Here is a 26,152-nt window from a genome sequence, read left to right on the forward strand (position 1 = left end):
TAAACAATTTGATAATAGAGGTGACGTATCTTGAATAAACGAAGTGAAGCAGTGATTGTACTTAGAAGTTTATTAAATGCATATGGATTTAGTATACGATTTACAGGAATAAAATTTATTAATTTATTAAAATACAACAGTGAATTAATGACTTTAAAACTGAAAAATGAGATTAGTAATACTGAGTATGAAGCATTACGTGAAATCAAAGGGATAATAAGTGAAATACAAAAATTTGATGCGATAAAAGATTATGAAAATTTAATGGAAAAAGTAAACTACTTAAGTAATTATAAAAAAGGAAAAGCTGATAATCAAAATCATAATTTCCTAAATACAATTCAACTATTAAGTTCAACTTCTAAAGAATCTATTATTAACTCAGAAGAGTTTAATGCATTTAATAAATATATGCACGTTGAACGTAATATTCAAAATATATTAGAAGATGAACTTGAATCTATGCGATATAAGGAAAAAGAACTTATATTTCTAGTGGGTTCAGTGGGTGATGGGAAATCTCATTTAATTTCTTACTTAAATGACTCTAAACCTGAATTATTTAACGATGTTGAAATTTACAATGATGCTACAGAAAGTGATAACCCACATAAAACTGCAGTGGAAACGTTAAGTAATAAATTAGAAGATTATTTCAATGGTAAATATAATAAGTTAATCGTAGCAATAAATATTGGTATGCTCCACAATCTATTAACTTATATTACCAATAATAACATATTAAATCAGCTTATTTTTATGATTGATCAAAGTAAAATATTCAGTAGTGAAGGCATGAATGATATAAAGTATAGCCAAAACGATATTAGCTTTATTTCATTCTTAAAAGAAAAAGTTTACGCAGTTGAAGATGGCAGTATAGAAAGTGAATTTTATAATAATATTCTTAATAAAGTGTTCTCAAAAGATGAGGAAAACCCATTCTATAAAGCTTTTATCAATGATGATGGATTTAAAAGAGATGAACCTATTTATATAAACTACCGATTATTATTAAATCCAAGAGTACAAGCGACAATTCGTTTCTTATTAATAAAAATTCAAATAGAAAATAAAAGGATTTTAACCACTCGATCTGTTCTAAACTTTTTATACGATATTATTGTTCCAGAAGATAATGCAAAGAATAATAATTCATACTTACCAACTTTATTATTCGAAAACATTGAACGATCGCAAGTACTAAAGTCTATAGCAGCGCAGGATCCTCTCTTAACACAAAGTACGTTGCTTGATAGATTGAATATTGACCTATATAATGCGATAGATTTTGAAAAGGAATGCATGAACATATTAGGAGAAGATTATTATAAAGAAATCGAACCAATAATATTACTTATCAAAGGTTTAGATCAACATAAAAGGAAGTTTGAAATGATTATCAGACTGCATTTCCTTTATGATTTCTCTAAATATGGTACAGAAAATTATATTAACTTTATTCATGTATATGACTCGATAAGTCAGAGCAATAAAACGAAGAAAGAAGTTTATAACAAGATACATAAAGCAATTAAAGCATGGAATGGTAGTCCAAAAGAAAACTATATTTATAGCGATAGTATCAAACCGACTTCGAAGTTAATGCTTGGTTTAAATATTAATCCAAAAATCAGATCAATTGAATCCTCACATAATATGACGATTGATGTAAAAATCGAAATTAATGATAATCAGTATGAACTAAATATTGATTATAACTTATTTAATCTTTTAGAAAAAATTGACAAAGGTTATATTTTGAAGGAAACAGATAAAGAAGAAGCAGTTATGTTCTCTAAATTTATTGAGGATATATTAAATGAAATAAGATCTTTAGATTCTACAATTATTCATTTACCTAATAGTAATGAAACATACATTATTAAAGATGTAAATTTTGGATATGAAATTGGGAGTGTAAAATAATGAGTAACTTAGCAACGATACTTGCAGAAGAATTAAAAATAACAACAGGTAAAGCGATGTTTAAAGGTTTGTCACCATATAAAATTTTTCCGTTTCATACAAGGGAACCTGAGAGAGCAAAATTTACAAATGGTTTTGATCCAATTTTAGGCGTTATTGCGAGAGGTAGTTTAGGTTTTAAGGAAAGCTATAGTATAGCAGATTATGATATTAGTTCAATTGTAGATGAAGTTGAAGTAGAAGATGATTCTATCAATGATGTAGAAAAAGAAAAATTAATTAATGCAATTTTTGATTATAGCCATTTAGATTCTTTAAATCATCCCTATTTATTAAACTATAAAACATTATCAGAAGGTAATGAAAGTAAAGGGGAGGTTGATTTAGGAGGATTCTTAATAGAATTATTTCAATTACAAACGGATGATACATGGAAAAAGTTTATTGGTGATAAAGAACCGTCTAATCTTATTGAAAAAATATTATTAGAATCGTTAGGAGATTTACCTAAAGAGCAACCTAAAATTAAATTTAAAGCTATATCTCGAAATCTTTTCCCATATGCAAGTGAAGATTTGCATCATTTACTAAAATATAAAGACTTTGCGCTTAAAAATATTAATTTGCTTTTTTCATTTTATTATTTCCAGTACATCATACAAAATGCAATTTCAGCTGACAGAATTAATAAAACTGAAATGAAAGGAATATTTCCACTTTATTATACTCTAGAAAATGAAAACATAACCGGCACACGTGAAACGAACAAGCACGGATATAATATAGTGAAAGAAATACACAATAATTTATTAATTGATGAACGTTTAGTAGGATATCTCAATTTATTAGTTGATGATGACAATTTCTACTCAATTACTGAAATGTTAAACTTTGAAGGTGAAAAAGCATCACATTTTAATAATGAATTGTATATCTTTATGTCATTATACAAAACCAACATTAATAAGATAGAGGATCTCTCACAAGATACACCATCACTTATTAAGTTATTAAAAAAATGGTTATTAGAAGATCTTTCTAAAGAAACAATGAGCCGATACTTCAAGTCTATTGAAGAGATAGGGAATAAATATTTCTTGAAAAACAGAGGAAAACTAGGAAAAGTATTAACTTTGAAGAATGAATTTATTATTCTTTTGACTGCGATTTGTATAAAAGAAGATAAGATGATCATAAAAGAATTGTTCAACCAGTTCGAAAGAAGAGGAGTTTACTTAGACCGTTATAGTAAAGAAAAAATCGTAGAATTATTCGATAAGATGAATATATTAGATAAGAAAAGTGATAGTGGGGAAGCTATATATGTCAAATCAATATTATAAATTTTTAGCGAATCAGTTACTAGAATACTTGGATAGAACACAATTAATATCAGGGAATAGATATTATTTAATACTGAATAGTGACCAAGAAATAAACAACCTTGAAAATGAAGTAAGTAAAATTAACAATGATAAGGTTTCTAAATTTACAAGTCTAGAATTTGATTATAATACAGTTGCTTATAATGTAAATGGCATCAATACTATTTTAGTATTTGCCAAAAAAGATGTAACACATGATTTTTTAGTTACAATCAGGAACAAAGTATCTCTACAAAAAGCAGAATGGAAAAATACAGCTGTAGTCTTTGTTGTGAAAGAAAATCTTGATAGTATTACAAATGGTGCTTCAAGTTTAAGTAAACAGGGTTCACCATTCCATACAAATCAATTAAAGAGAAACTTAAAAGATATTTTAGAAGATAGACATCAAGTAGATACAATGAAAAAGTTATCATTAGAAGAAAAGCGTGTATTAGATTTTATTGTAGAAAATAACTTTGATGATGAGTTTGCTAACTATACTTTGATGGATTTTGAATCTGTATTTAGTATTTTAGAGCAAGGTGAAATTACGGATGAAGATTACTATCAATTAGGTTTATTTAAAGATAATAGTTTAAGTTCATTTAGCGGCAATGAGATGAAAAATAGATTAAAAGAGAATAAACAGATGTTTGAAGAAATTTCTGGTTACCATGATCGAGGTAATGCAAAAGAGAGAATCGAAGATAATTTTGCTGGTGATAGTACTGTCAAAAGTTTAAGTCACGAAAAGAAATGGCAAGATACAGATTTTGAAAATGTAATAAAAGCTAGAGATAAAATGATTGGTTTGAAAAAGATAAAAATTGAATTTCTAGATACTAAATTTCAAGACCAATTTAAATTGAATGAAGTCTGGGATAAACCATCAGGAAAAACGAAATCAAAGCAGAGAGAACGAAATATCATAATATTTAATGATGGAAAGCCTTTACAAGATATAATCATACCGTTTGATACTACGGATTCAATACATGAAAAGCACATTGTTTCAAGAAGTTCTAAGTTCTATGATCTTGAAAGTAAAGAGAAAGTGCAGTTGGATTTTGGACATGTTGGAAGAGATAAATTAAAGGTGATGACAAGTCAATTATCACCAACGAATACGTATTACTTAGAATTTACGTATAAACATAATAATGAGAATCCGCATGCATTTAAATTCAAAATACTCATTGTAAACTTCGAATCAAAAGTAATAGAATCATTTAGAACGTCATACATCTTTAGATTTAATGCAAAAGAGAAAATGTTGGAATGGATTATGACTTCTGAGGATAATATTATTACATTTGGTAATGGAGATAATCAGCAAATTGAAAATGTCAGCGCATTAGATTCAGTTTATTATATTGAAAAAGATAAAAAGCACTTATTTGATTTTAACACTTTAGTAAGACAAGACATTGATAATATTAATATGTACTTTGTGATTGATGAAGTAACACATCAATTAACTTTAAGTGTAGTATCAAATAAGCCTTTTCCTGCCAGTGCGACGCTTATATTAAGAAATATATATGCAAAACAAAAATCTATGTTATTGAACGGAAAGACACTTACACAAGGTAACGAAGAATATTATTTACATGCTGACTTTAAGAAAACACTTGAATATGAAAGTACTATGATTGAAAATTGTTATTTTGCAGGTCAGATTGTAGGGAATGAATTTTTAGAAGAAAATTTAGAGTTAAGTGAAGAAATAAAATCTGCATATTTAAATCTATGCAATACAATAAAATCTAAGAACACTTTACCGAGTGTGATGTATTTCGATGAAGAAATCATTAATGCAGCTACAAAGTATTGTGAATTAGTTGAATCAAAAATTGAAGGGTTACCAGATAATAAAATCATCATTGAAAATGAAGTGAAAAATATTCATCGTATTGGTATGATTCAAAGTCAAGAAGGTCTATATATGACGCCATTACATCCGTTGTTATTAAGATATGAAATTGAGAAAACAAAAAAAATAGGTAATGAAGAATTGCATGAGCGAATTTTGAAAAAGTATAATGCAGCGAGTCTCTTACCTTTTTATATTTTAGGAAATGATTATTACTTCTCAGAATATGATGAGCAAGCACCAAGATGGTTAACATATAAACCATATAAGAAAACAAATAAATTAAGTTCTGAATTAACGAGTTTTATAGTGACTTCAAGAATAAGTGATTTTAAGAAACATTTTAAATATTTATTTGAAGTCAATTATCAATTTGCTCTAAAAGTTCGATTTATTAATCTGTCGAATACAAAAGTATTATTTAACGGAATAATCACGCATCTATTGGACGAGTTTGAAAAAGCTACACATCTGAATTATGTTAATCCGATTGATGTATATTTAGATGAACAAACTTCTGATTATCTCATTCAAGAATTTTATAATACGATTAATATGGAGCATTTGAGTGAGTTGTTTAATATTAAAATTAAGCCTAAATTAGTAAGGAAATTCGAATTAGATGATATTTTAGCAGCGTTAAAAGAAAAAATTAACGTATATAAAACTAATGAAGAAATGTTATACCATATTACTTTTTACAATTTTAATCAAGAGCCAAGATTTAGTATCAATGATACGAATCAATTAACATGTTCAGTCAATGAAAATGGGTTATTATCAAATATGAGTTACACAAAAATAGGTAATGAATATAGTACTGGTTTCGGATTAATGGGGATTTCGAACAAAAATAGTTTGATTAAAACTTCAGTTTTATTTAATAGCTTGGCAGCCAATGCTAGAAATAATCATTTAAATCCATATCAACATAACGAATCTATCGTTAATAATGTGACAAGTTTAGACCAGCAAAATATTAAACATATCTTCGATAAAACCAATTGGGTAACTTTTATTGATCCTTCTGTAGATTTAAGTTATTTCAATGATAGTGCATATGATTTATATGTTATACACTATAATGATCAAACATCTTCTCAAAATTATGAATCAATAACAGTGACTGATGATACAGATATTTATGAAAAAGTATTAATTGAATTCTTATCTAAAATTCATCCAAATTACAATGTAGGTAGTATAGAGAATGTAATTAGATCGTTTAATATACTGAATGGAGAATGGTTATTAAAAATTGTTGGAAGCAGAAATAATAAAGCATTAAATGTAGATCATACAGTGAGAGAAAAACTAAGTATTATCTCAGCATATAAAAATCTATTAGTTATGCTTGAACAAACAAAAGTAGTATGGATTCCAGTGTCTTTAGAAGAAATATTACGTGTAAGTAGACAACAAGGTTTAGATATGAGTTCAGATATATTCTCAGCAAAAGTTCTAGAACATAAAGGTAGCATCTCAGATGACTTACTATATTTAGGTTTAGAAATAGATGAGACAATGAATGTGAAAGTTCACTTTTTACCAGTAGAAGTGAAAATTGGCATCAACGATAGTTCAGTAATGAAAAAAGCATCAGAACAAATTACACATCTATTTAATTTGTTAGACAGACATTTAGTTCAAGATAATAAAGATTCATTCACTCAACATTTCTATAGAACGTTCTTCTTAAATATATATTTTGCAAATCTTAAGAAATTTATTGATAATGGTTTACTTAAATCAGATAAATATTTACAGATGTTTGAGAATAAATCTTGGATATTAAATGAAGATGTTCAATTCTCCAATGAAATAAATTATTCTCTTGCTGAAGGGATAATATTCTCCTTTAGACAGGGACAAGTATATCGAAAAGTCATTAAAAATAAAGCGACGAATCAGTTAGAAGTTGTATTTTCAGAATTTGATGGTTATGTCGATGCTGAAAAAGAATACTATAATATCAAAGATGAAATATTAACAAATAAAAAAGGTGTAGATTTAAAAATCTTTATAGAAGCTAGTGATTATCCAAAAGGTATCGTTAAAACAGTAGAAAAAGAAATACCTGATGAACAAGAAGAAATAGAAGATGAAATGATTGAAGTAGATAGACAAACACCGCCAACTGAAAATATTCTTGAATACAATGTTGAAAATAATATTGATAAGGTTGCAGGAACACAAGAAGTATATGTGATAGAAGCTAAGGAAGAATTAGAAGTAGAACCAGAAGAAGAATTAAAAGTAGAACTAAAAGAAACTCCAAGAGAAGAACCAAAAGATGATGATGATGACTTCATGTCTCGTATAAGAGCTACTAGAAACAGGATGTTTGGCGGTAAAAGTACTGAAGATAAGAATGACAATTATCCAGTGGAAGTCCCAGAAGTTCATAATTCTAAGCATCATGACGACGAAGTTAAAAATGATATAAAAGAACAAGAAATAAAACCTTACAAAGAATATATCGTTAGTACGGAGCTGTTAACAGATAATGATTTAATAACAACTGATGATCCAAGCTCACCAAACTTAAATGATGAATTAAATGACAAACATGATAAAGTTAATAGTCCGATAACTGAAGCAAACCAAAATCCAAATAAATTTATCGATCCAAACGTAAGAATACCAATTGGCACAATTGCAGGTTCGACTAAGAAAATGTACTGGGAATATGGTAATAAATTATTACCAAACCGCCATTTATTAATTACGGGTAAATCAGGACAAGGTAAAACATACTTCATGCAGTGCTTATTATATGAATTCGCTAAACAAAATTTAGATAGCCTAATCATCGACTATACTGATGGATTCTTACCGAACCAATTAGAACCAACATTTGTTGAAGAACTTGGAGATAAGATCAATAACCGTTTCGTATTTGCAAGTAAGTTACCGATTAATCCATTTAAACGAGAACAAATAGATTTAGGTGGTATGTTGTTCCCTGAAAAGGATGATGACGTAGCTGATAGAGTTGTGCAAATTATCGACTTTGTATTCTCGTTAGGAATTCAACAAAATAACTTGTTAAAAGAAACGATTATAGAAGGTTTGAGAATTCACGATGAAAATTATACGTTTACGAAATTAAAGAATGACTTATCGATGCTTGAAGGTACACAAGCACAAAGTTTAATGGGACGAATTAATACATTGTTGAATAAAGATCCGTTTACTTACAATGAAGAATCATTTGATTGGTCGAATGTGTTTAATTTCGCTGGAAAAGTGAACATTGTACAATTAAAAGGGTTCGCACAAGACGTACAAAAAGTAATTACAGAATTCTTATTATGGGATTTATACAATTATTCTCAAAGAGAAGGGAATAAAAATAAACCAATACCTGTATTGCTAGATGAAATGCAGAACTTAAATCATAGAGATTCATCACCAACGAATAAGATTTTAAGAGAAGGACGTAAGTTTGGTTGGTCTTCATGGTTAGCAACACAATCAATTAGTTCAATTAAAAATGCTGGTGGAGATACTTCTGCACTATATAATGCAGCAATGCAAATCCATTTTGCAGCACCTGAAGATCAAATACCAATCATAAGTAAAATGCTATCTACTGATATTCATACGAAACGTTTATGGGAAAATAAATTATCAACTTTAAATAAAGGTGAGTGTATTGTTAGTGGATACTTTGAAAATGGAGATAACCTTGAAAAAGTTACAGAGGTAGTGAAAATTGATAGTTTAGAGTCGAGATTATAATGAAATTACTAAAGCATCATCAAACGAATTGTTGTTTGATGATGCTTTTTTATATTTAATTCACTTATAACATACCATCATATATAAATTAATATATTGTAAACTATAATTGAAAATATATTCTCTAACAATATCTGATTTAGATTTTCCATTTTCAAATAAACGTACCATTTGAAGTTTAAATTCAGGTGTAAATGTTCTTCATTGTCTAGACCTAATAAAATCGCCTACTTTCTTAATTTAACAATACATACCCTCAGGAAAGTTGTCCAATTAAGTGTAGACGATTCAGTTGAAATATAAGTTGATTCAGGTCTAGTTTAATAATACTAGAAAGAATGGAGATCCTTTGTGGCTGGACCTTCCAACACCTTACCATGGCAGTCAAATCTTGAGCCGTGGCACGGACAATCCCATGTTTTCTCTGCTTGATTGAAGTTAACTACACAACCAAGATGCGTACAGATTGCACTAGTTTCATGTAACTCACCCGCTTCAGTTTTATAGATAGCATGGAGTTTCCCTCCAACATTAAAGATACCCGCTTCTCCAGCTTTAAGCTGAGACTTATCTGTACGATATTTAGATAGCGCCTTAGCTTCGCCGATTACTGAATCTACTGCTTTTTTAGCCAGGCCTTTAACATTATCACGGATTGTATCTAAACGATTAATATTGAATATACCATTATAAGGTTCAGGTTGACCCGATAATACTGTTTTGAGTATCACGGCACCCATCGCTGCAGTCGCCATACCGAATTTATTGAAACCGGTCATTACATACTGATGATCACGATATGCTCCGATAATCGGAAACTCATCTGGCGTAATCATATCCTGTGCAGACCATTGACTGATGCGATCGCTATTTAGTACGGATTGACTGAAAGCTGTGAGATTATCATAAGCGTCAGCCCCATCCTTAATACCGGTTACGTGATTTTCTCCACCGACAAGAACACCAATAGACCCTGCAGCCTCATAATTTCTTAAAGAACGTTCTGGTTTATCGACAATCTGATACATACCTTTTGGTAACTGTTCTGTTTCTGTAGCAATAATATAAGAGCGCTCAATCTGTAATTGTGAGATTAAATTATGCTTAAAGTTTACGAGTGGGTAATGGGTTGCGATAATGACATCCTGAAAGTTGATAGTAAAACCGTCTTCGGTTTCAGCTGACTGATTACTCACTGATGCGATGACAGTACGGTCATAAATATCAACACGGTCTTTGATAACATCAATCATACCTTTAAGAAATTCCAGTGGGTGAAACTGTGCCTGATTTGGCATTTCTAGAGCGAGTTCATTCTTGTATGGCAGATCAATACCTTGTTCATGTAATACAGACGCAATACCCAGCGTATCATAAGCTTCTTTTTCATTCAGGAGGCGTTCTTTATTCTTACCATCTGTAATCTGAAAGCTTGATAAACGTTCGAAATGGCATGGTATATGATACTGGTCAATTAAATCTTCGATGTGCGCGATACCATCCATTTGGGACTGATAATAAAGCTTCGCTTGTTCGATGCCATTCTTTTTAATGAATTGCTGATACTTCAAATGATGCTGAGCAGTAATCTTAGCTGTTGTATTAGCAGTTGTTTCCTGGATAAGCTTTCTTGCATCAACTAAAGTAACTTTACGTCCAGTTGATGCGACTTCATGTGCGGCAAGAATACCAGCGATACCTCCGCCAATGACAAGCACATCACATTCTAGATCTTGAGTAAGAGATGGGAAAGAAGGGACGGTAACAGATTTTGTCCATAACGAAACGTTTTCATTTTTCATTAGCAATACCTCCTGAATAGTTTAATTATCTATACCCCCTTAAAAGTAATGTAGTTATTAAAAGGAGATATTATCAAAGAAATTTAGGTGAGTATTATAAAGTTGAATGGCATGTGACTGAAAGGCAGTGTCAAGAAATGAATCATTAATAGTTGGTGGAAATCAGGTGAGGCTGGTTTCTTTTTTACTGTTAATAATAATCAGAAATTATTTGTTTTGGAATTGAAATTAATGCTAAAAATCAAAGAAAAATAAATTGATTCATAATGGATGAGTATAAAGTTTTCGATAGTATTAATATTTTACAATATATTTGGTTTAATTTAACCAAATATATTGACCTTTTATTAAAGATGTAATATATTATTATTAATAAAAGGTTAAGTATAACCAAAAAGGAGTGTTTTGTTTGAAGCATATTAATGAGATGTGGAACATATTAGATAGGTTAAGAGGTAGTACCCATATCAATTCATTGGATATTATTGATATTTATGAAAAATGGTTAAATGATGGTGTATTTGACTTATCTAAACTGAACATTCAAGAAAAAATAGAGGAAGAAAAAATAATTAAGTTATTAAAACAGATGTCCAATGAAGAACTAATTAATTTGTTCTATTTCATCAAACAAAATGAGCGAGCATCAGACACTTTTGAATTTGAAGAAGGTGATAAATTGGCTCTTAAAATTTTTGAACAATTTGCTAATAAGAACGGTACCGTCCTTGATATTGCTTCAGGAAGTGCTCACTTCATAAGAACACTCTTCAAAGAGGGAATCGGTTCTTCATATACAGGAGAAGAGATTAATCCACATGTAGTAAAAATTGCACAAGTGTTATCGAAACTAAGTGGAATAGAGAATATTAACTTTAAGGTAATCGATTCTCTTCTGAACTGGAGTGATGAAGAGTACGATATGGTCTACTCTAATATGCCTTTTCTCGGAAATATTAATAAAGAGGTTCGAGAACTTTTAATCGAAAAATCAGATTACCAGGTTAACCGCATCGCAATCTCCGACTGGATATTTACATTACGAGTTTTAAAGGCTTTAAAGCAGGATGGAATCGGTATTAGTATTGTTAGAGGTGCAGCATTAAATGCGATTCGTGATAAAGAAATCAGAAAACAACTCGTAGATAAAAAGTGTTTAAAAGCTGTAATTCAATTACCAGGAAAATTGATGGAATATACAGATATTCCAACCTATATGCTGGTACTTACTAAAGAAAGAAACGAAACGATTCGAATAATTGATGCAAGCGAAGAGTATATCGAAGGAACAAAACGTGGGAAAAAATCATTGAGCAGCAACAATATTAATCGTATTTTAGAAGCTTTAAAAATGAATACAGATATTGGGATTGATATCACAGGGGAAGATCTGGAAAAGGTAGAATATAACTTACATCCTATGATCCATCTTAAAAATGGAGAGAGTACATTGATTAATCCTAAGCCACTTTCTTCATTGACAAACACTCTATTACGCGGAAGAGATATTAATAAAAAGACATTAGATGAAGATAAAGATAAAGAACCTGCAGGCTACCTATTAAACTTAAGTGATTTAGACGACATTTATATCGATGAATTAAAGCAACCAATCAGTCAAGAATTACTCGATACGCATCACAAGATGCTGGTACGTGAACATGATCTTGTAATTACAAGTCGTGGCTCTAAGATTAAAGTGGCTATCATTGATAAATCAATAGCGGATAAACAGGTGATTGTAAGTTCAAATATTACGATAATTAGACCAGATATCGACCAGATAAATCCATATTATTTATTAGCTTATATGAATAGTGAAACTGGGATGAATATGATTGAACGTATGAATACCGGAAGTGTTATCTTCACGTTTACTAATAAGAAGCTTTCTGATTATCTAGTTCCTGTATTGCCTAAAGAAGAGATGGAAATGATTGCTGATGAGATGATGCTAGAGCTTGCTGATTACAAACGTATGGTGAAGAATGTTAAACGTTTTAAAGAAAAGTTGCCGACAATCTTTAATAAATTTAATAAGGAGGAATATTAATGCAACTGGAATATGACATGCTGATGGATATGCTGGATGGACTCTTCGAGAAAATTAAGCGCGAAGCCATCATGGAGAACCGTATTGGGAATATAGAATCATTCAAAATGAAATATGAACTTGAAACTGAGAAGGCACGAAATATCGGCTTTAATGAAAAATCTAAGATACTCATTATAGGTCTTAGCAATGGCTCCATTAAGAAGAAGGACATTGATGGTATATTCAAGGCAGCAAGTATTCCAGGACAATTTGAAGTCGTGGCATATGAAGAAGCTACAAACTTTGATTTAAGATTATTGGAGTATTCAACAAAATATTCCGATATCTTTATAGGTGCCATGCCACATTCGATTAAAGGCATGGGGGATGAGAGTAGTGGATTGAAGAAATTAAAGGATGGATCGGAAGTTATATATCCTAAGGTACATATCTTAAGAAAAGAAAATAAAGAGCTCGGTATCAATAAAACAAATCTAAAAACAGCGATACAAAAATCAGCATTATTTGAACTGGTAAATGTTGGATAACTCATTACGAAAGCACCAATTTTCTGGATAAAAAAGTGTATAATCAATGTAAGCGGATACATAAAGGGATTAATTGAATCGAGGAATATGATATGAATAAACATGAACTGAAATTGATTGAATTCTTAAATGGTAAATTTCCTGAAAAAAGTATTGATTTAACTTATGAAGAACTGAAAGCTGACTTGGATAAAAACGTTATTGTAACTGCTCCCTACCTTTATGATAAATTATTCTCAGATTATGATAAAGGTAAGGCATTTATTGATAAATTAGGATTTCAATTTATCGTTACGGATAATTGTGATATGGAGGAATATGATACTAAGGAATTATACGTCGAAAAGCCAAATAAAGATCAAAATGAGAATTTTGATTTAGCTGCTGCGTTATTAGCAGAAGGTTATATCGCTGAAGATAGCGCTGAATTTATACATAGTAAAACCTTTGAAGATGATTTTAATAAACATAGTATTATATCTTTTGAAAATAATGAAGAATATTTTTCTCAACTTAAAGAGGATGGTGATGATGAAGCATTCGAAAGAATTGTCATCGCCAATCAGCAACTCGTAAAAAAGATAGCACTACAATATTATAATGCTATGCCTAAAGGAGGACTTGAACTAGATGATTTTATTTCGTTTGGACAGAAAGGACTTCTAAAGGCTATAGAAAGATTTGATATAGAGAGAGGGTATCAATTTTCAACGTACGCAACGCACTGGATTAAACAAGCGATTAGCCGTGGTTATGCCAATGAGAGTCGTATTATTCGTTTACCTGTACATGTTCAAGAATCTTTGAATAAGATACGTAAAGTGATACGTAAAAAAGACTATGATTCTATGCAACTAATGATAACAGATATTAAAGCACAAAGTGACTTGTCAGAAGAACAAATAGAAAAGCTTTTATTATATGACCATCTATTTAATAAAGCGCAAGTGTCTTTATCTACAACTATAGGTGAAGATCAGGATTCTGAAATAGGAGACTTTATTATAGAACCTACTGAAGAAAATCATGCAATGTTTGGTGATGACCTAGTGGAAAATGAGATATTCCGAAAATCATTAACGCAATATATTGATGATTTAATACATAAAGATTTAAAGCCACGTGAGGCAGATGTTATTATCAAGAGATTTGGACTTAATGGAACGAACGTCATGACGCTAGAAGAAATCGGCGAAGAACATGGGGTTACACGTGAAAGAATAAGACAAATTGAGAAAAATGTTCTGAGAAAATTGAGCAGACATCAAGTGATAAATAATTTTAGAGATTATTGGGAGGCAAATTAATGATTAACCACGATTCTAGTTTAAAAAGTTTATACATATTAGAAGGATTTAGTATAAGTGATTTAGAAAAAGAAAGTAATAAGTTATTTGATTTTGAACTCAATGGTTTTTTGGATGAGCATTACGCGGTAGGTAGTGCTGAGAAAAGAAAAATCGTCAGAGAAGTTAGAAACTACGATAAAGAATATGCTTGGGTGACGCCAGAGGAATTCTTTATCTATGGAGAAGTAATACAATATGAATTTGATGAAATTATCATCTTAAAAAATAATATTTATCCTGGAGTATATCCACATAACTATGCACTTAAAGATATACATAAGTTCTATGAAAATAACTTTACCAATCCTAAATATAGCGCCACAGATTTTGATGAATTTATTAATGCAATCTATGGTATGGTAATCGAGTTTAACCATCAATACTACGTAATCTATAACGGATTTCTAAGCGAGATTGAAGAGATGACAATTCGCACTGTCTATCATGGTCAACAACCTCTTGAAGTTACAGAAGATGTTAATGCAATTGAATCAAATCAACTCATTGATATTAGTACGGAGCAGTCGAAAGTAATAGAATTAATTGAGAAACTAAGAAATACTACACAAGATTATTATATCATGTTCGCAAATATGGATGAGTATAGTAAAATCCAAGATTACCTTGAAACATTGAATAATGAATTCGATGGACGTATTAAAGTTGTGATCAGTTCTTCTCAAAAGAGAATTATTGCAAGAGAAAATGATTATACACGAATCTTGAAACAATATTGGGGTTATGATGGATTCAAAGAACTGCCATTCTATAAAAACACTACAGCATCTAGAGAAGTAGTTAACATAAGTCAGGCTCAAATTATCGATGATATCGTGAGCCAAGCAGAAAAGGGTATGAATGGAGAACTGCCACGCGACATCTTTATTACGGCATCTACCGGAGCAGGAAAATCGTTGATGTTCCAGATTCCAGCCCTGTATTTAGCCGAGCAGCATAAAGATAAAAATCCGATTACAATCGTCATTTCACCACTCATTGGTTTAATGAATGATCAGACAGAAAGCTTAAAGCGAAGAAATATCAAGAATGCTAAGACGATTAACTCTGGTATTTCTCCATTAGAAAAAGAAAAAATAAAAGCAGAGATTAAAGCGGGTAGTATTGACCTTCTTTACATCTCTTCTGAAACATTATTAAGTCGTGGTGATATCGCAAATTTAATAGGTGAACGACCAATTGGACTATTTATTGTAGATGAAGCGCATATCGTAACGACATGGGGTAAAAGTTTTAGACCTGATTATTGGTATATGGGTAGCTATGTATCAAAACTGAGAGCGAATCAGACATTTCCGATTGTAACCTTTACCGCGACAGCGATAGTCGAAGGTAAAAATAGTATGTTAGATGAAATTAAATCTACATTAAACCTTACATCTGTCATTAAATATATCGGAAGCGTTAAGAAGGATAACCTGCTATTGCAGATATCGAACGTTGAAAAAGAAGATAAGACGAAATTTAAAAATGATGCAATGAAGATAAAAACGGAGTTAACACTTAAAACAGTTAAGGACGCTTTAAAAAAGAATGAAAAACTACTTATTTACTTCCCGACGATTAAACAAATTCACAGCTTCTTAAAATATGTAGATACGAATGCCGAAAGAACAAAAGATAAGATAGCAGTTTATTATGGAAGACTTGCACCTCATGAAAAGGAACTGAATTTCAATGCTTTCTTAAATGGTGAAAAACCCGTTATTTTAGCGACAAAAGCATTTGGTATGGGAATTGATGTACCTGATATTAAAAAAGTCTATCATTATGGTATGACGGGAAATGTGCTAGATTTCGTACAAGAAATAGGTCGTGCAGCGCGTGATCCTAAGATGATAGGCCATGCTAAAGTAGATTACCTACAAAAAGACTTCAATGAAGTGAAGAAGATGTATGCCATGTCCTCAATCAAAAAATCAGAATTACTCGCAGTGATGGATAAATTAATTAAAATTTATAAAGCGAATCGTTATAAGCGTAACTTAGTAATCAATCCGAAAGAATTTGCACATATATTTGCTAAAGGTGAGACAGAATCATCTAACGATGACCCAGAGAACAAAGTGAAGCTCGCACTTCTTACAATCGAGAATGATTTTAAGAATAACATTAAATATCCACCTATTGTAACACGTCCTGGAGAAGTAAATGGTGAAGATTATATCCTCGTAAACGAGGACTTATTATCTACCATAGAACTTAAGAAGTATGCACCCTTCTTTGAATTTGTAGAACATACAAATGGTGAGTACTATAAACAAGTATATAAATTTAAGACAGGCGAATACTGGAAAAAATATTATGCGGATAGATATTCATATCCTCAGTTTAAGTTCTTTATGGCAATCGGTGATGATGAACTTCAATTTGATAAACTACTTAAGAAACTACCGATTGCATACAACATTACGATTAAAGAAGAAGACGTAAGCGATCTTCAGAAAGAAATACTTGAGATATTAAATCAATGTGAAGAGGCGTTTAGAACATTTGCTGTTAAAGGGAATCATTTTGACGACAAACAACTCGCTTATCAATTAAGAACAATATTAAAATCCAAATTTAACGAGCAATTCAGCATGTTACTGATAAATAGTTTGTTAAAAGCAAGTGAAGTAAATAAAGTAAGCGGCATCACAGTATTAGCTGATGATAAGTTCAAGATATCGAATACTTATAACGATATATTTGATAAATTACGCTACTATGTAGACAAATTATTTAATAAAGAAATATCAGTTGCAATGCCACCACAACAATATAGTTATTACATTGTAAGAAATCAGCAAGAAGAGATTAATAACTATACTATTATTCTTGGTTTACTAGAAGGACTCGGAAAATTAAGCTATCACCTTTCCAGTGGAGAAACACCGACATTATCACTTCGCATCAACTCAGTGTATCCGCTTGAAAACGCTGTAGCTAAGCCGAAGAAGTATACGAATGAAATCTTAAATCATCAATACACTTCTCATAAAATAGGGTTAGCAATGTTGAAATATTTATTTACTAAAGAATTTGATGGCGATAGTCTTCAAGATAAGCAATTGAAACATACACAATGGTTCTGGGAGCAGATAGAGAATTATTTCTTCGGAATTATTCCAGATGAAGTTAGAAACGAAGTGTTTGTGAAGAAAGTGGATTAAAAAAGAAACCCAGATATTTATATTAGTCATATATGGTATTACAAAATGACTTTCAAATTAAAAAAAGGAATGAGTATATGTCTTACCAATCAGAAGCAGCACTGGAAAATGAGGTTATGGATCGACTGATCGATTTAGGTTATGAGCGCGTTAATATTTTAAATGACGAACAATTAAAAGAAAATTTTCGTAAGATTTTAAACGAACGTCATATTGACAAATTAAATAATGAGCCACTTACAGATAGAGAGTTTGAGCGTTTAATGACGCAAATCAACGGTAAGTCTGTATTTGATTCAGCAAAAATTTTGCGTGATAAGTTAGATTTTAAAAGGGATGATGAAACTATTGTCTATTTTGAATTCTTTAACAAAAAGAAATGGTGTCAAAATAAGTTTCAGGTGACGAACCAAATTGCAGTAAATGATAAGTACAAAGGACGTTATGATGTAACGCTTCTTATCAATGGGTTACCTATTCTTCAAATGGAACTTAAACGTAGTGGTATCGCAATCAGCGAGGCATTTAACCAAGTTGAGCGTTATCGTCGTCATAACTACACGGGTTTATTTCGATATGTTCAATTGTTTGTAATCAGTAATGGTCAAGAGACAAGATATTATGCCAATAGTGATAAAGAAATTTACAAGAGTCATATGTTCTATTGGTCAGATGTTGAGAATAACCGTATCAACCAGTTGAAAGATTTCATGGATGATTTCTTAGAGCCTTGTCATATGTCTAAAATGGTTGCTCGATATATGATCGTAAATGAAACGGATAAATTCTTGATGGTAATGCGTCCTTATCAAGTATATGCAGTTGAAGCGTTGATGAACCGTGCTTTAGAGACAAATAACAATGGATATATCTGGCACACAACAGGGTCAGGTAAGACATTGACTTCATTTAAGGCAGCTCAGTTGTTATCTGAGGAAGAGGGAATAGATAAAGTCATCTTCTTAGTCGATAGAAAGGACTTAGATGGTCAAACGTTATCAGAATTTAATAAGTTCCAAAAAGACTCTGTCGATCAGACGACTAATACGAATAAATTAATACAGCAATTAGCCGATAAAAGTAGACCGTTACTCATTACGACAATACAAAAACTTGCAAATGTAGTGAGAAGAAACGACAAAGTATTAGAAAGATATCAAACAGATAAAGTTGTATTCATCATAGATGAATGTCATCGATCACAATTTGGCGATATGCATCGTCAAATTAAAGCGAACTTTAAGAATGCACAGTACTTTGGATTTACGGGGACACCATTATTTGAAGAGAATAAGAGTCAAGATGGTAGAAGTACAGCAGATATCTTTGATAAATGTCTACATACATACTTAATTAAAGATGCAATCCGTGATAATAACGTACTTGGGTTCTCAGTAGAATATATTCAGACGTTTAAGAACAATGTCGGTAATGACAACGAAGAATATGTTGAAGACATCAACACAAATGAAGTCTGGATGAATGATACACGAATTGAAATGGTCGCGCGTCACATATACAAAAACCATAATAAGAAAACAAAGGACCGTCAGTATTCAGCAATATTTGCAACAGCCAATATTCCAATGGCAATGAAATATTATGAAGCATTTAAGAAGATTAATGCTGAAGAAGTTGCTGCAGGTAGAGTCCCGCTTAATGTTGCAACCATCTCAACATATCAAACAAATGAAGATATGCGAGATGGCGAGGTTACAGAGCACTCCAAAGACTTAATTGCGAATGCAATAGAAGATTATAATCAACTGTTCAAGACGAATTTCAATTTAGAAACATTTGATAATTACTTTAAAGATGTATCAAACCGTGTCAAAAAAGGGATTAAAAATGAAAAGATTGATATTCTCATCGTCGTAAATATGTTCTTAACTGGATTTGATAGTAAAGTATTAAATACTTTATATGTCGATAAAAATCTTCAATACCATGGATTAATACAAGCATATTCAAGAACTAACCGTGTAGAGAAGATTACTAAACCGTATGGCAATATCGTATGTTATCGTGACTTAAAGAAAGCTACAGATGATGCGATTATGTTATTCTCTCAAACAAATGATACGGATACTGTATTGAGTAAAACATATGATCAATACTTAAGCTTATTTGTAAATGCAATAGAAGAATTATATAAAATAGCACCAACACCTGAATCAGTTGATTTACTTGAAGGAGAAACAGCACAAAAAGAATTCGTAGAAACATTTCGTGATGTAGCAAACTTGATGCAGAAAATGAGAACGTTCGATGAGTTTGAATTTGATTCAGTTAAATTAGGAATCTCTGAACAAACGTTTGAAGATTATAAAGGTAAGTACTTTGCAATATATGAAGATGTTAAGAAAGATAGAGAACACAAAGAAAAAGTTTCAATACTAGATGATATCGATTTTGAAATTGATTTATTAAGAAATGATATTATCAATGTCGATTACATTCTGAATTTATTAAAATCATTAAACTTAGAAGATAAGAAAGAAAAAGAAGAAGGTATTAAACAAATTCATCGATTATTGGATACAGCAGATAATGAGCAATTAAGATTAAAAGCTGATTTAATCAGAACATTTATGCATAAAGTATTACCATCACTAAAGGATGGGGATAATATCGACGATGCTTATTATAACTTTGAAGAGAAAGAAAAGGAAAAAGAAATAGAAGCTTTCTCGAATGACTTATCATATCCATCACAGCAATTGAATAGATTAGTTCATGAATATGAGTTTAGTGGCAATATCAATAGAAATGATATTGATACACATATTGATGGTGGGTTGTTAGCGAAACGAAGTAAAACTAACAAGATTGAGAGCTTTATTAGGGAAACAACAAAAAAATACGGGAATGTGGAGTAGCTGATAAGAGTAATGAAAATTAATAATATAGATATGCATTGAGGTGAAAAAGTTGGAAAATGATATAGTGAATTGGTCTTCAAAACTACAGGCAATGCCAAACATTCCAAACTCAAAAACAAAAGATGGATTTATAGATTCAGTAAAAAGGATACTAGATACAGTTCATAAAAAGTCTAACAAAAATACTTTAATTCAATTTGATGGTAGTAATAGTACTCGAACACTGGATGAATTATGTTTATATTTAAAGCCAGTAGGTTTAATAAAAAAAGAAACAATAAATAGTAATTGGGTGATAGATGATTCCATTGGAGATTGGCATGATAAAAATTTTAAATATAACTTAGCTATACTTTTTAGTAAAAGAATCAAGTACTTCTCGGAACTTTTAGAATTACTTAAAGTTCCTAAAAATAAGCATCAAATATTAGAGGATGCCAGTTCTTATGGATTATATTGGAAGGAACATTCACAAATATATTCTAGGTTATTATTTTTAAGAGACTTTGGGTTTGTTATAAGAATTCCTTATGAAAATAATTATATAATAACAGAAGAAGGATTAAAATTTTTAGAAAAATTTCCTCCTATTAATAGAGAACTTATTCACAGTATTAACTATGATGAAACAGAAAAAGAGCTTTCATTCGAAATTCCTGATTGGTGCTCTGAATTAATAGATTTTAATTGGGATACGGAAATTAGAAATATTTCAATTGCATACATTCCAGGAGGATCAAAAACTGCTACTACTACAATAATAGATGTATTAAATGAATGTAGAAATACTTGTGATGATAGTATTCTAGCTCAATATATAGAAAAAACATTTGATGTGAAAGGAAAATTTATCGGACAACTTTTAACTATACTAACACAGTCTGAATTACTTGATCGCATAGGATTGAGAACGTATAGAACAAATGAATTGGGATTAAAAGTTCTAGAATCAAAAACACCTGAAGTTGCCATGCTTTTTGCATTTCATAAGTCTTACTATTTTATTTTCGAAATATTAATGGAACTTTTTGAACAACCTAGATCGGTGAAAGAGTTAACTTCTATAAGTGTTACTAAATATCATATGGAAAAAGAATCTATTGATCAAATAAGGAAAAGATTAAACTTTCTAAAGAATGCAAAATTAATTATTAATGATAAAGATAAAAAATTCAAACTCTCTAATCGAGGGAAAAACCTAGTAATAGAAATCAATAATTATATAGACTTAACCAATTATAAAAATGAAAAAAAAGAAATTAATATTGATACGAAGAAAGACATATTAAAAAATCTAAGAATACATTCAGTAGATTCTACACATCCAAAAAAATTTGAGGAAATAATTAATGAGTACTTTCAATTACTAGGGTTTCATACAAATTATTATGGTGCAAGTGGAACTACTGATATATTATTAACTACTCCAACAGCACCGAAATTTACATTTAAAGTAGCAATCGAAGTGAAAACAAATTGGGAAGGTAAAATTACAGAGAAAATAATAAATTTTGATACATTAAAAGAGCATAAGAAGAAACATGGTGCTGACTATATCGTTGTAATAGGAAAGGAATTTGTAGGAGATAGGTTGATTGATAGAGCAGAATCAAACAATGTTCTATTGATGAATGTAAAAACTTTAGAAGATTTATTCAAAAATCATAAGAAATATCCATTGCAACCGGTTGAATATAAACCAATATTTGAACAAAATGGAATTGCTGATTTAACGGTACTACATGAAGAACATCAAATACAAGAAAGACGAAGAATCCTTTTCCAATTAATAATAAAAGTTCTCATTGAAAATAGTAATGATTCATATTCTAAAGGATTACTATCAATAGATAATATATATTTCTTGATTAAAATGAGTGGAGTATTTAAAGAGAAACCATTAGAGGATGACGAACTGATTAACATGCTAAATCTCTTGTCTAATCCATTAATTGGTTGTGTAGGAATAGATAAGGCTTCGAAAAAATATTACGCAAAGGGATCTATAGATGATGCAGTATTAAAGTTTAGCATTTATAACAATACAAAGTTTTAAAAACGAGGATATCCCTCGTTTTTTTGTACTTTTAATAAATTACTTTACATTATAAGCATGCTAGTTTATATTAAAAATATAATTTAAAAGTAATAAATAAAAATTACTAAAGGAGGATTTATGAGAATTGAGGAAATTGCAAATGTTTCTGCTGGTACTTTAGTATCTCGATTGAAAGAGGATCCACAAGGTAAAACGTACTATCTCTATGATCAATACGCGCATGCTAAAGATCAAATTAAGTATCTTGATTATGATCATGAGTACAAGCCTGTTTCAGTAAGTGATACAAATAACCTAGTATTTGTTGAGCAAGAGGATTTAATCGTTAACTTATCATCTTGTGAAGTAGCTTATCCTGATGATGAACATGTAGGTTTTATATTACCTTACAACTATTGTAAAATTGTTATTAAAGAAGATGCAGAAGTGGCGCCGAATTATATCAGAAGCTGGTTCAATGAATCACCAGAAGCAAAGAAACAACTTCATTTAATAACACAGGGAGCTTCTCTTGTTAAAAAACTTTCGATTCAACAAATCAAGCAATTAGAAATATCTTTACCTGATGTTGAAAAGCAGCACTTAATTGGAAAGATATATTTCTTTAGACAAATCATCAAATATAAACAACAGCAAAAGCAACATCTGCTAGACATACTTATATCAAACACACTATATAAAGGGGACAACAAATAATGATGACAGTTACAGAAAAGCAAAAGCAGCAACAAGCTGAATTACATAAAAAACTATGGAGCATTGCAAATGATTTACGAGGAAACATGGATGCGAGTGAGTTCCGTAATTATATATTAGGTTTAATATTCTATCGTTTCTTATCTGAAAAGACAGAAGAACAAGTAAGTCATTTACTTAAAGAAGATGATATTTCATATCAAGATGCGTGGGAGAATGAAGAATATAAAGAAGCAATCACTGAAGAGTTGGTTGCACGTATTGGATTTGTAATTGAACCACAATATCTTTATAGCAAAATGATTGCTGATATTGTTGCTAATAACTTTGATATCGAGCAATTATCAGCAGCTGTCAATAAAGTAGAAGAATCAACATTAGGTACAGATGCTCAAGAAGACTTTGATAATCTATTTGCAGATATGGACTTAACATCTTCTCGTTTAGGTAATAATGTATCAGCGCGTACAAAGTTAATCTCTAAAGTAATGATGAACTTATCAGAATTACCATTCGTACATAGTGAATTAGAAATCGATATGCTCGGTGATGCTTATGAATATATGATTGGACAATTTGCTGCAACAGCTGGTAAGAAGGCAGGAGAGTTCTATACACCTCAACAAGTATCTAAGATTCTAGCGAAAATCGTTACACAAGATAAGAAAGACTTAAAATCAGTCTATGACCCAACTTGCGGATCAGGTTCATTATTACTTCGTGTTGGTAAAGAAGCAAATGTACGTAGTTACTATGGTCAGGAATATAATAATACAACATATAACTTAGCTCGAATGAACATGTTATTACATGATGTGAATTTCAATCAATTTACTATCTATAATGGGGATACATTAGAAGATCCAGCAATTAAAGAAGAAAAGTTTGAAGCGGTTGTTGCTAACCCACCTTACAGTGCGAAGTGGTCAGCAGATGCGAAGTTCTTAGATGACGAACGTTTTTCTAATTACGGCAAACTAGCACCGAAATCTAAAGCAGACTTTGCATTTGTTCAACATATGATCTATCACTTAGATGATAACGGAACAATGGCAGTTGTATTACCGCATGGTGTATTATTCCGAGGAGCAGCTGAAGGTGTTATTCGTAAATATTTAATAGAAGAGAAGAACTACCTAGATGCGGTTATCGGGTTGCCAGCGAACATCTTCTACGGAACAAGTATTCCGACATGTATATTAGTATTTAAGAAATGCCGCCAAGCTGATGATAATGTATTGTTCATCGATGCATCAGAAGAATTTGAAAAAGGTAAGAATCAAAACAACTTAACTGATGAACATGTAGAGAAAATCTTGAACACGTATCAATCAAGAGAAACAATTGATCGATATAGCTATGCAGCAACATTAGAAGAAATTAAAGAAAATGACTATAACTTAAATATTCCTAGATACGTTGATACTTTCATTGAAGAAGAACCAGTAGATTTAGATAAAGTGCAAGCTGAAATCGCGGAGATTGATAAAGAAATGGCAGTATTAGAAGAAGAGATCAATGGATATTTAAGAGAATTAGGAGTGTTGAAACATGACTAATAAGAATGAACAAAGAAAAGTACCAGAATTACGCTTTCCTGAGTTTAGTGGAGAGTGGGAGGAGAAGAAGCTCAATGAAATTAGTGATAGAGTCACAAGGAAAAATAAAAATTTAATAAGTACAATGCCTTTAACTATTTCAGCAAAATACGGTCTGGTAGATCAAGTTAGTTATTTTAATAAAAGTGTATCAGGAAGTAACTTGGAAAATTATTATTTAATTAAAAATGGTGAATTTGCTTACAATAAGAGTTATTCCAAAGGGTACCCTTTTGGTGCAATTAAAAGACTTAATAATTATAAGCAAGGAATACTCTCTACTTTGTACATTTGTTTTAAACCAAATAAATTTATTGATACTGATTTTTTAGAAAAATACTTTGATTCCACTAAATGGCATAGAGAAGTATCTGCAATAGCAGTTGAAGGAGCAAGAAATCATGGGTTATTAAATATTCCAGTTAATGAGTTTTTTAATGTCAGATTACATCTACCAAATACATTACAAGAACAACAAAAAATTGGTGAGTTTTTTAGTAAGCTTGATCAACAGATTGAGTTGGAAGAGAAGAAACTGGCGTTATTGGAAGAGCAGAAGAAGGGATATATGCAAAAGATATTCTCTCAAGAATTGCGATTTAAAGATGAGGATGGTGAGGAATATCCGGAGTGGATTAAATTATCGTTTACAGATTTTATTGATTCACTACCAACAAAGCAGTATCAGATACTAACTGAAGAAATTCAAAACACAGGAAAGTATGAAGTGATTGATCAAGGTAAAAATGAAATCGCAGGTTATAGTGATAGGAATGATAAATTATTTTTTGATTTTAAAGATTTGATAATATTTGGAGATCATACAACAATTATAAAATATAGAGATACTCCCTTTATTATTGGAGGCGATGGCGTTAAATTATTAACTAGTAAATATATAATAAAGTATATTTATTCCTTGATGAAATCAAATCCCATTCCACAAGAAGGCTATAAAAGGCATTATTCTATTTTAAAAAATAATAAATATTGTGTATCTATTAACATTTCTGAACAAGAAAAAATGGGAAATTCTATAATCAAGTTAGCCACCTACGGTGTGCTTTAAAAAATAAAAAATGAGCCATGTGCATCCA

At 30.6% G+C, this 26,152-nt stretch carries 13 protein-coding genes; 12 read left to right on the top strand and 1 reads right to left on the bottom strand.

The genetic code is table 11. The features are described from left to right. Positions 1-30 precede the first annotated feature (30 nt). Genes dptF through HT586_RS02735 form a run of 3 tightly spaced genes read left to right on the top strand, consistent with a single transcriptional unit; the run spans position 31 to position 8,913 of the window. Positions 31-1,929, top strand: a complete 1,899-nt coding sequence (gene dptF, locus HT586_RS02725) for a DNA phosphorothioation-dependent restriction protein DptF (RefSeq protein ID WP_238999300.1) — start codon at positions 31-33, stop codon at positions 1,927-1,929. Then, positions 1,929-3,272: a DNA phosphorothioation-dependent restriction protein DptG gene (dptG, locus tag HT586_RS02730; RefSeq protein ID WP_203546191.1), complete on the top strand. Its 1,344-nt coding sequence runs from the start codon at positions 1,929-1,931 to the stop codon at positions 3,270-3,272. The genes dptF and dptG overlap by 1 nt, the downstream gene beginning before the upstream one ends. Next, the gene (locus tag HT586_RS02735; protein ID WP_238999302.1) at positions 3,253-8,913 is read left to right on the top strand and encodes a helicase HerA domain-containing protein; all 5,661 of its coding nucleotides are present in this window, start codon (positions 3,253-3,255) and stop codon (positions 8,911-8,913) included. The genes dptG and HT586_RS02735 overlap by 20 nt, the downstream gene beginning before the upstream one ends. Positions 8,914-9,242: 329 nt before the next feature. Here HT586_RS02735 and HT586_RS02740 read toward each other — a convergent pair whose 3' ends face one another. After that, a complete protein-coding gene (locus tag HT586_RS02740) occupies positions 9,243-10,715 on the bottom strand; it encodes an FAD-dependent oxidoreductase (RefSeq protein ID WP_203546192.1) in 1,473 nt (490 codons plus the stop codon). 409 nt (positions 10,716-11,124) lie between these two features. Here HT586_RS02740 and HT586_RS02745 point away from each other — a divergent pair, with 409 nt between their 5' ends. From HT586_RS02745 to HT586_RS02785, 9 genes are all read left to right on the top strand, one after another. Continuing rightward, complete coding sequence (locus HT586_RS02745; RefSeq protein ID WP_203546193.1) at positions 11,125-12,768, top strand: N-6 DNA methylase; 1,644 nt, start codon at positions 11,125-11,127, stop codon at positions 12,766-12,768. Then, positions 12,768-13,298, top strand: a complete 531-nt coding sequence (locus tag HT586_RS02750) for a hypothetical protein (protein WP_203546194.1) — start codon at positions 12,768-12,770, stop codon at positions 13,296-13,298. The genes HT586_RS02745 and HT586_RS02750 overlap by 1 nt, the downstream gene beginning before the upstream one ends. Before the next feature lie 92 nt (positions 13,299-13,390). Further along, positions 13,391-14,605 carry a sigma-70 family RNA polymerase sigma factor gene (locus HT586_RS02755; RefSeq protein ID WP_203546195.1) on the top strand — a complete coding sequence of 405 codons (1,215 nt, stop codon included), beginning with the start codon at positions 13,391-13,393 and terminating at the stop codon, positions 14,603-14,605. Next, positions 14,605-17,820 carry a DEAD/DEAH box helicase gene (locus HT586_RS02760; RefSeq protein WP_203546196.1) on the top strand — a complete coding sequence of 1,072 codons (3,216 nt, stop codon included), beginning with the start codon at positions 14,605-14,607 and terminating at the stop codon, positions 17,818-17,820. Before HT586_RS02755 ends, HT586_RS02760 begins: the two co-directional genes overlap by 1 nt. Before the next feature lie 77 nt (positions 17,821-17,897). Then, positions 17,898-20,699, top strand: a complete 2,802-nt coding sequence (locus HT586_RS02765; RefSeq protein ID WP_203546197.1) for a type I restriction endonuclease subunit R — start codon at positions 17,898-17,900, stop codon at positions 20,697-20,699. Positions 20,700-20,751: 52 nt separating this feature from the next. Continuing rightward, a complete protein-coding gene (locus HT586_RS02770; RefSeq protein ID WP_203546198.1) occupies positions 20,752-22,758 on the top strand; it encodes a restriction endonuclease in 2,007 nt (668 codons plus the stop codon). A 120-nt stretch (positions 22,759-22,878) separates the two neighbouring features. Next, entirely contained in the window at positions 22,879-23,457 is a 579-nt protein-coding gene (locus HT586_RS02775) for a restriction endonuclease subunit S domain-containing protein (RefSeq protein WP_203546199.1), read from the top strand. A gap of 2 nt (positions 23,458-23,459) precedes the next feature. Further along, positions 23,460-25,016, top strand: a complete 1,557-nt coding sequence (locus HT586_RS02780) for a type I restriction-modification system subunit M (RefSeq protein ID WP_203546529.1) — start codon at positions 23,460-23,462, stop codon at positions 25,014-25,016. After that, entirely contained in the window at positions 25,009-26,124 is a 1,116-nt protein-coding gene (locus HT586_RS02785) for a restriction endonuclease subunit S (RefSeq protein ID WP_203546200.1), read from the top strand. The genes HT586_RS02780 and HT586_RS02785 overlap by 8 nt, the downstream gene beginning before the upstream one ends. Positions 26,125-26,152 lie beyond the last annotated feature (28 nt).

The organism is Macrococcoides bohemicum, from assembly GCF_016865215.1.
GTDB classification, from domain to species: Bacteria; Bacillota; Bacilli; order Staphylococcales; family Staphylococcaceae; genus Macrococcoides; species Macrococcoides bohemicum.

Coding starts and splice junctions, on each gene's coding strand:
- dptG (WP_203546191.1), top strand. CDS start 1,929: ATGAGTAACTTAGCAACGATACTTGCAGAAGAATTAAAAATAACAACA.
- HT586_RS02735 (WP_238999302.1), top strand. CDS start 3,253: ATGTCAAATCAATATTATAAATTTTTAGCGAATCAGTTACTAGAATAC.
- HT586_RS02740 (WP_203546192.1), bottom strand. CDS start 10,715: ATGAAAAATGAAAACGTTTCGTTATGGACAAAATCTGTTACCGTCCCT.
- HT586_RS02750 (WP_203546194.1), top strand. CDS start 12,768: ATGCAACTGGAATATGACATGCTGATGGATATGCTGGATGGACTCTTC.
- HT586_RS02755 (WP_203546195.1), top strand. CDS start 13,391: ATGAATAAACATGAACTGAAATTGATTGAATTCTTAAATGGTAAATTT.
- HT586_RS02760 (WP_203546196.1), top strand. CDS start 14,605: ATGATTAACCACGATTCTAGTTTAAAAAGTTTATACATATTAGAAGGA.
- HT586_RS02765 (WP_203546197.1), top strand. CDS start 17,898: ATGTCTTACCAATCAGAAGCAGCACTGGAAAATGAGGTTATGGATCGA.
- HT586_RS02775 (WP_203546199.1), top strand. CDS start 22,879: ATGAGAATTGAGGAAATTGCAAATGTTTCTGCTGGTACTTTAGTATCT.
- HT586_RS02780 (WP_203546529.1), top strand. CDS start 23,460: ATGACAGTTACAGAAAAGCAAAAGCAGCAACAAGCTGAATTACATAAA.
- HT586_RS02785 (WP_203546200.1), top strand. CDS start 25,009: ATGACTAATAAGAATGAACAAAGAAAAGTACCAGAATTACGCTTTCCT.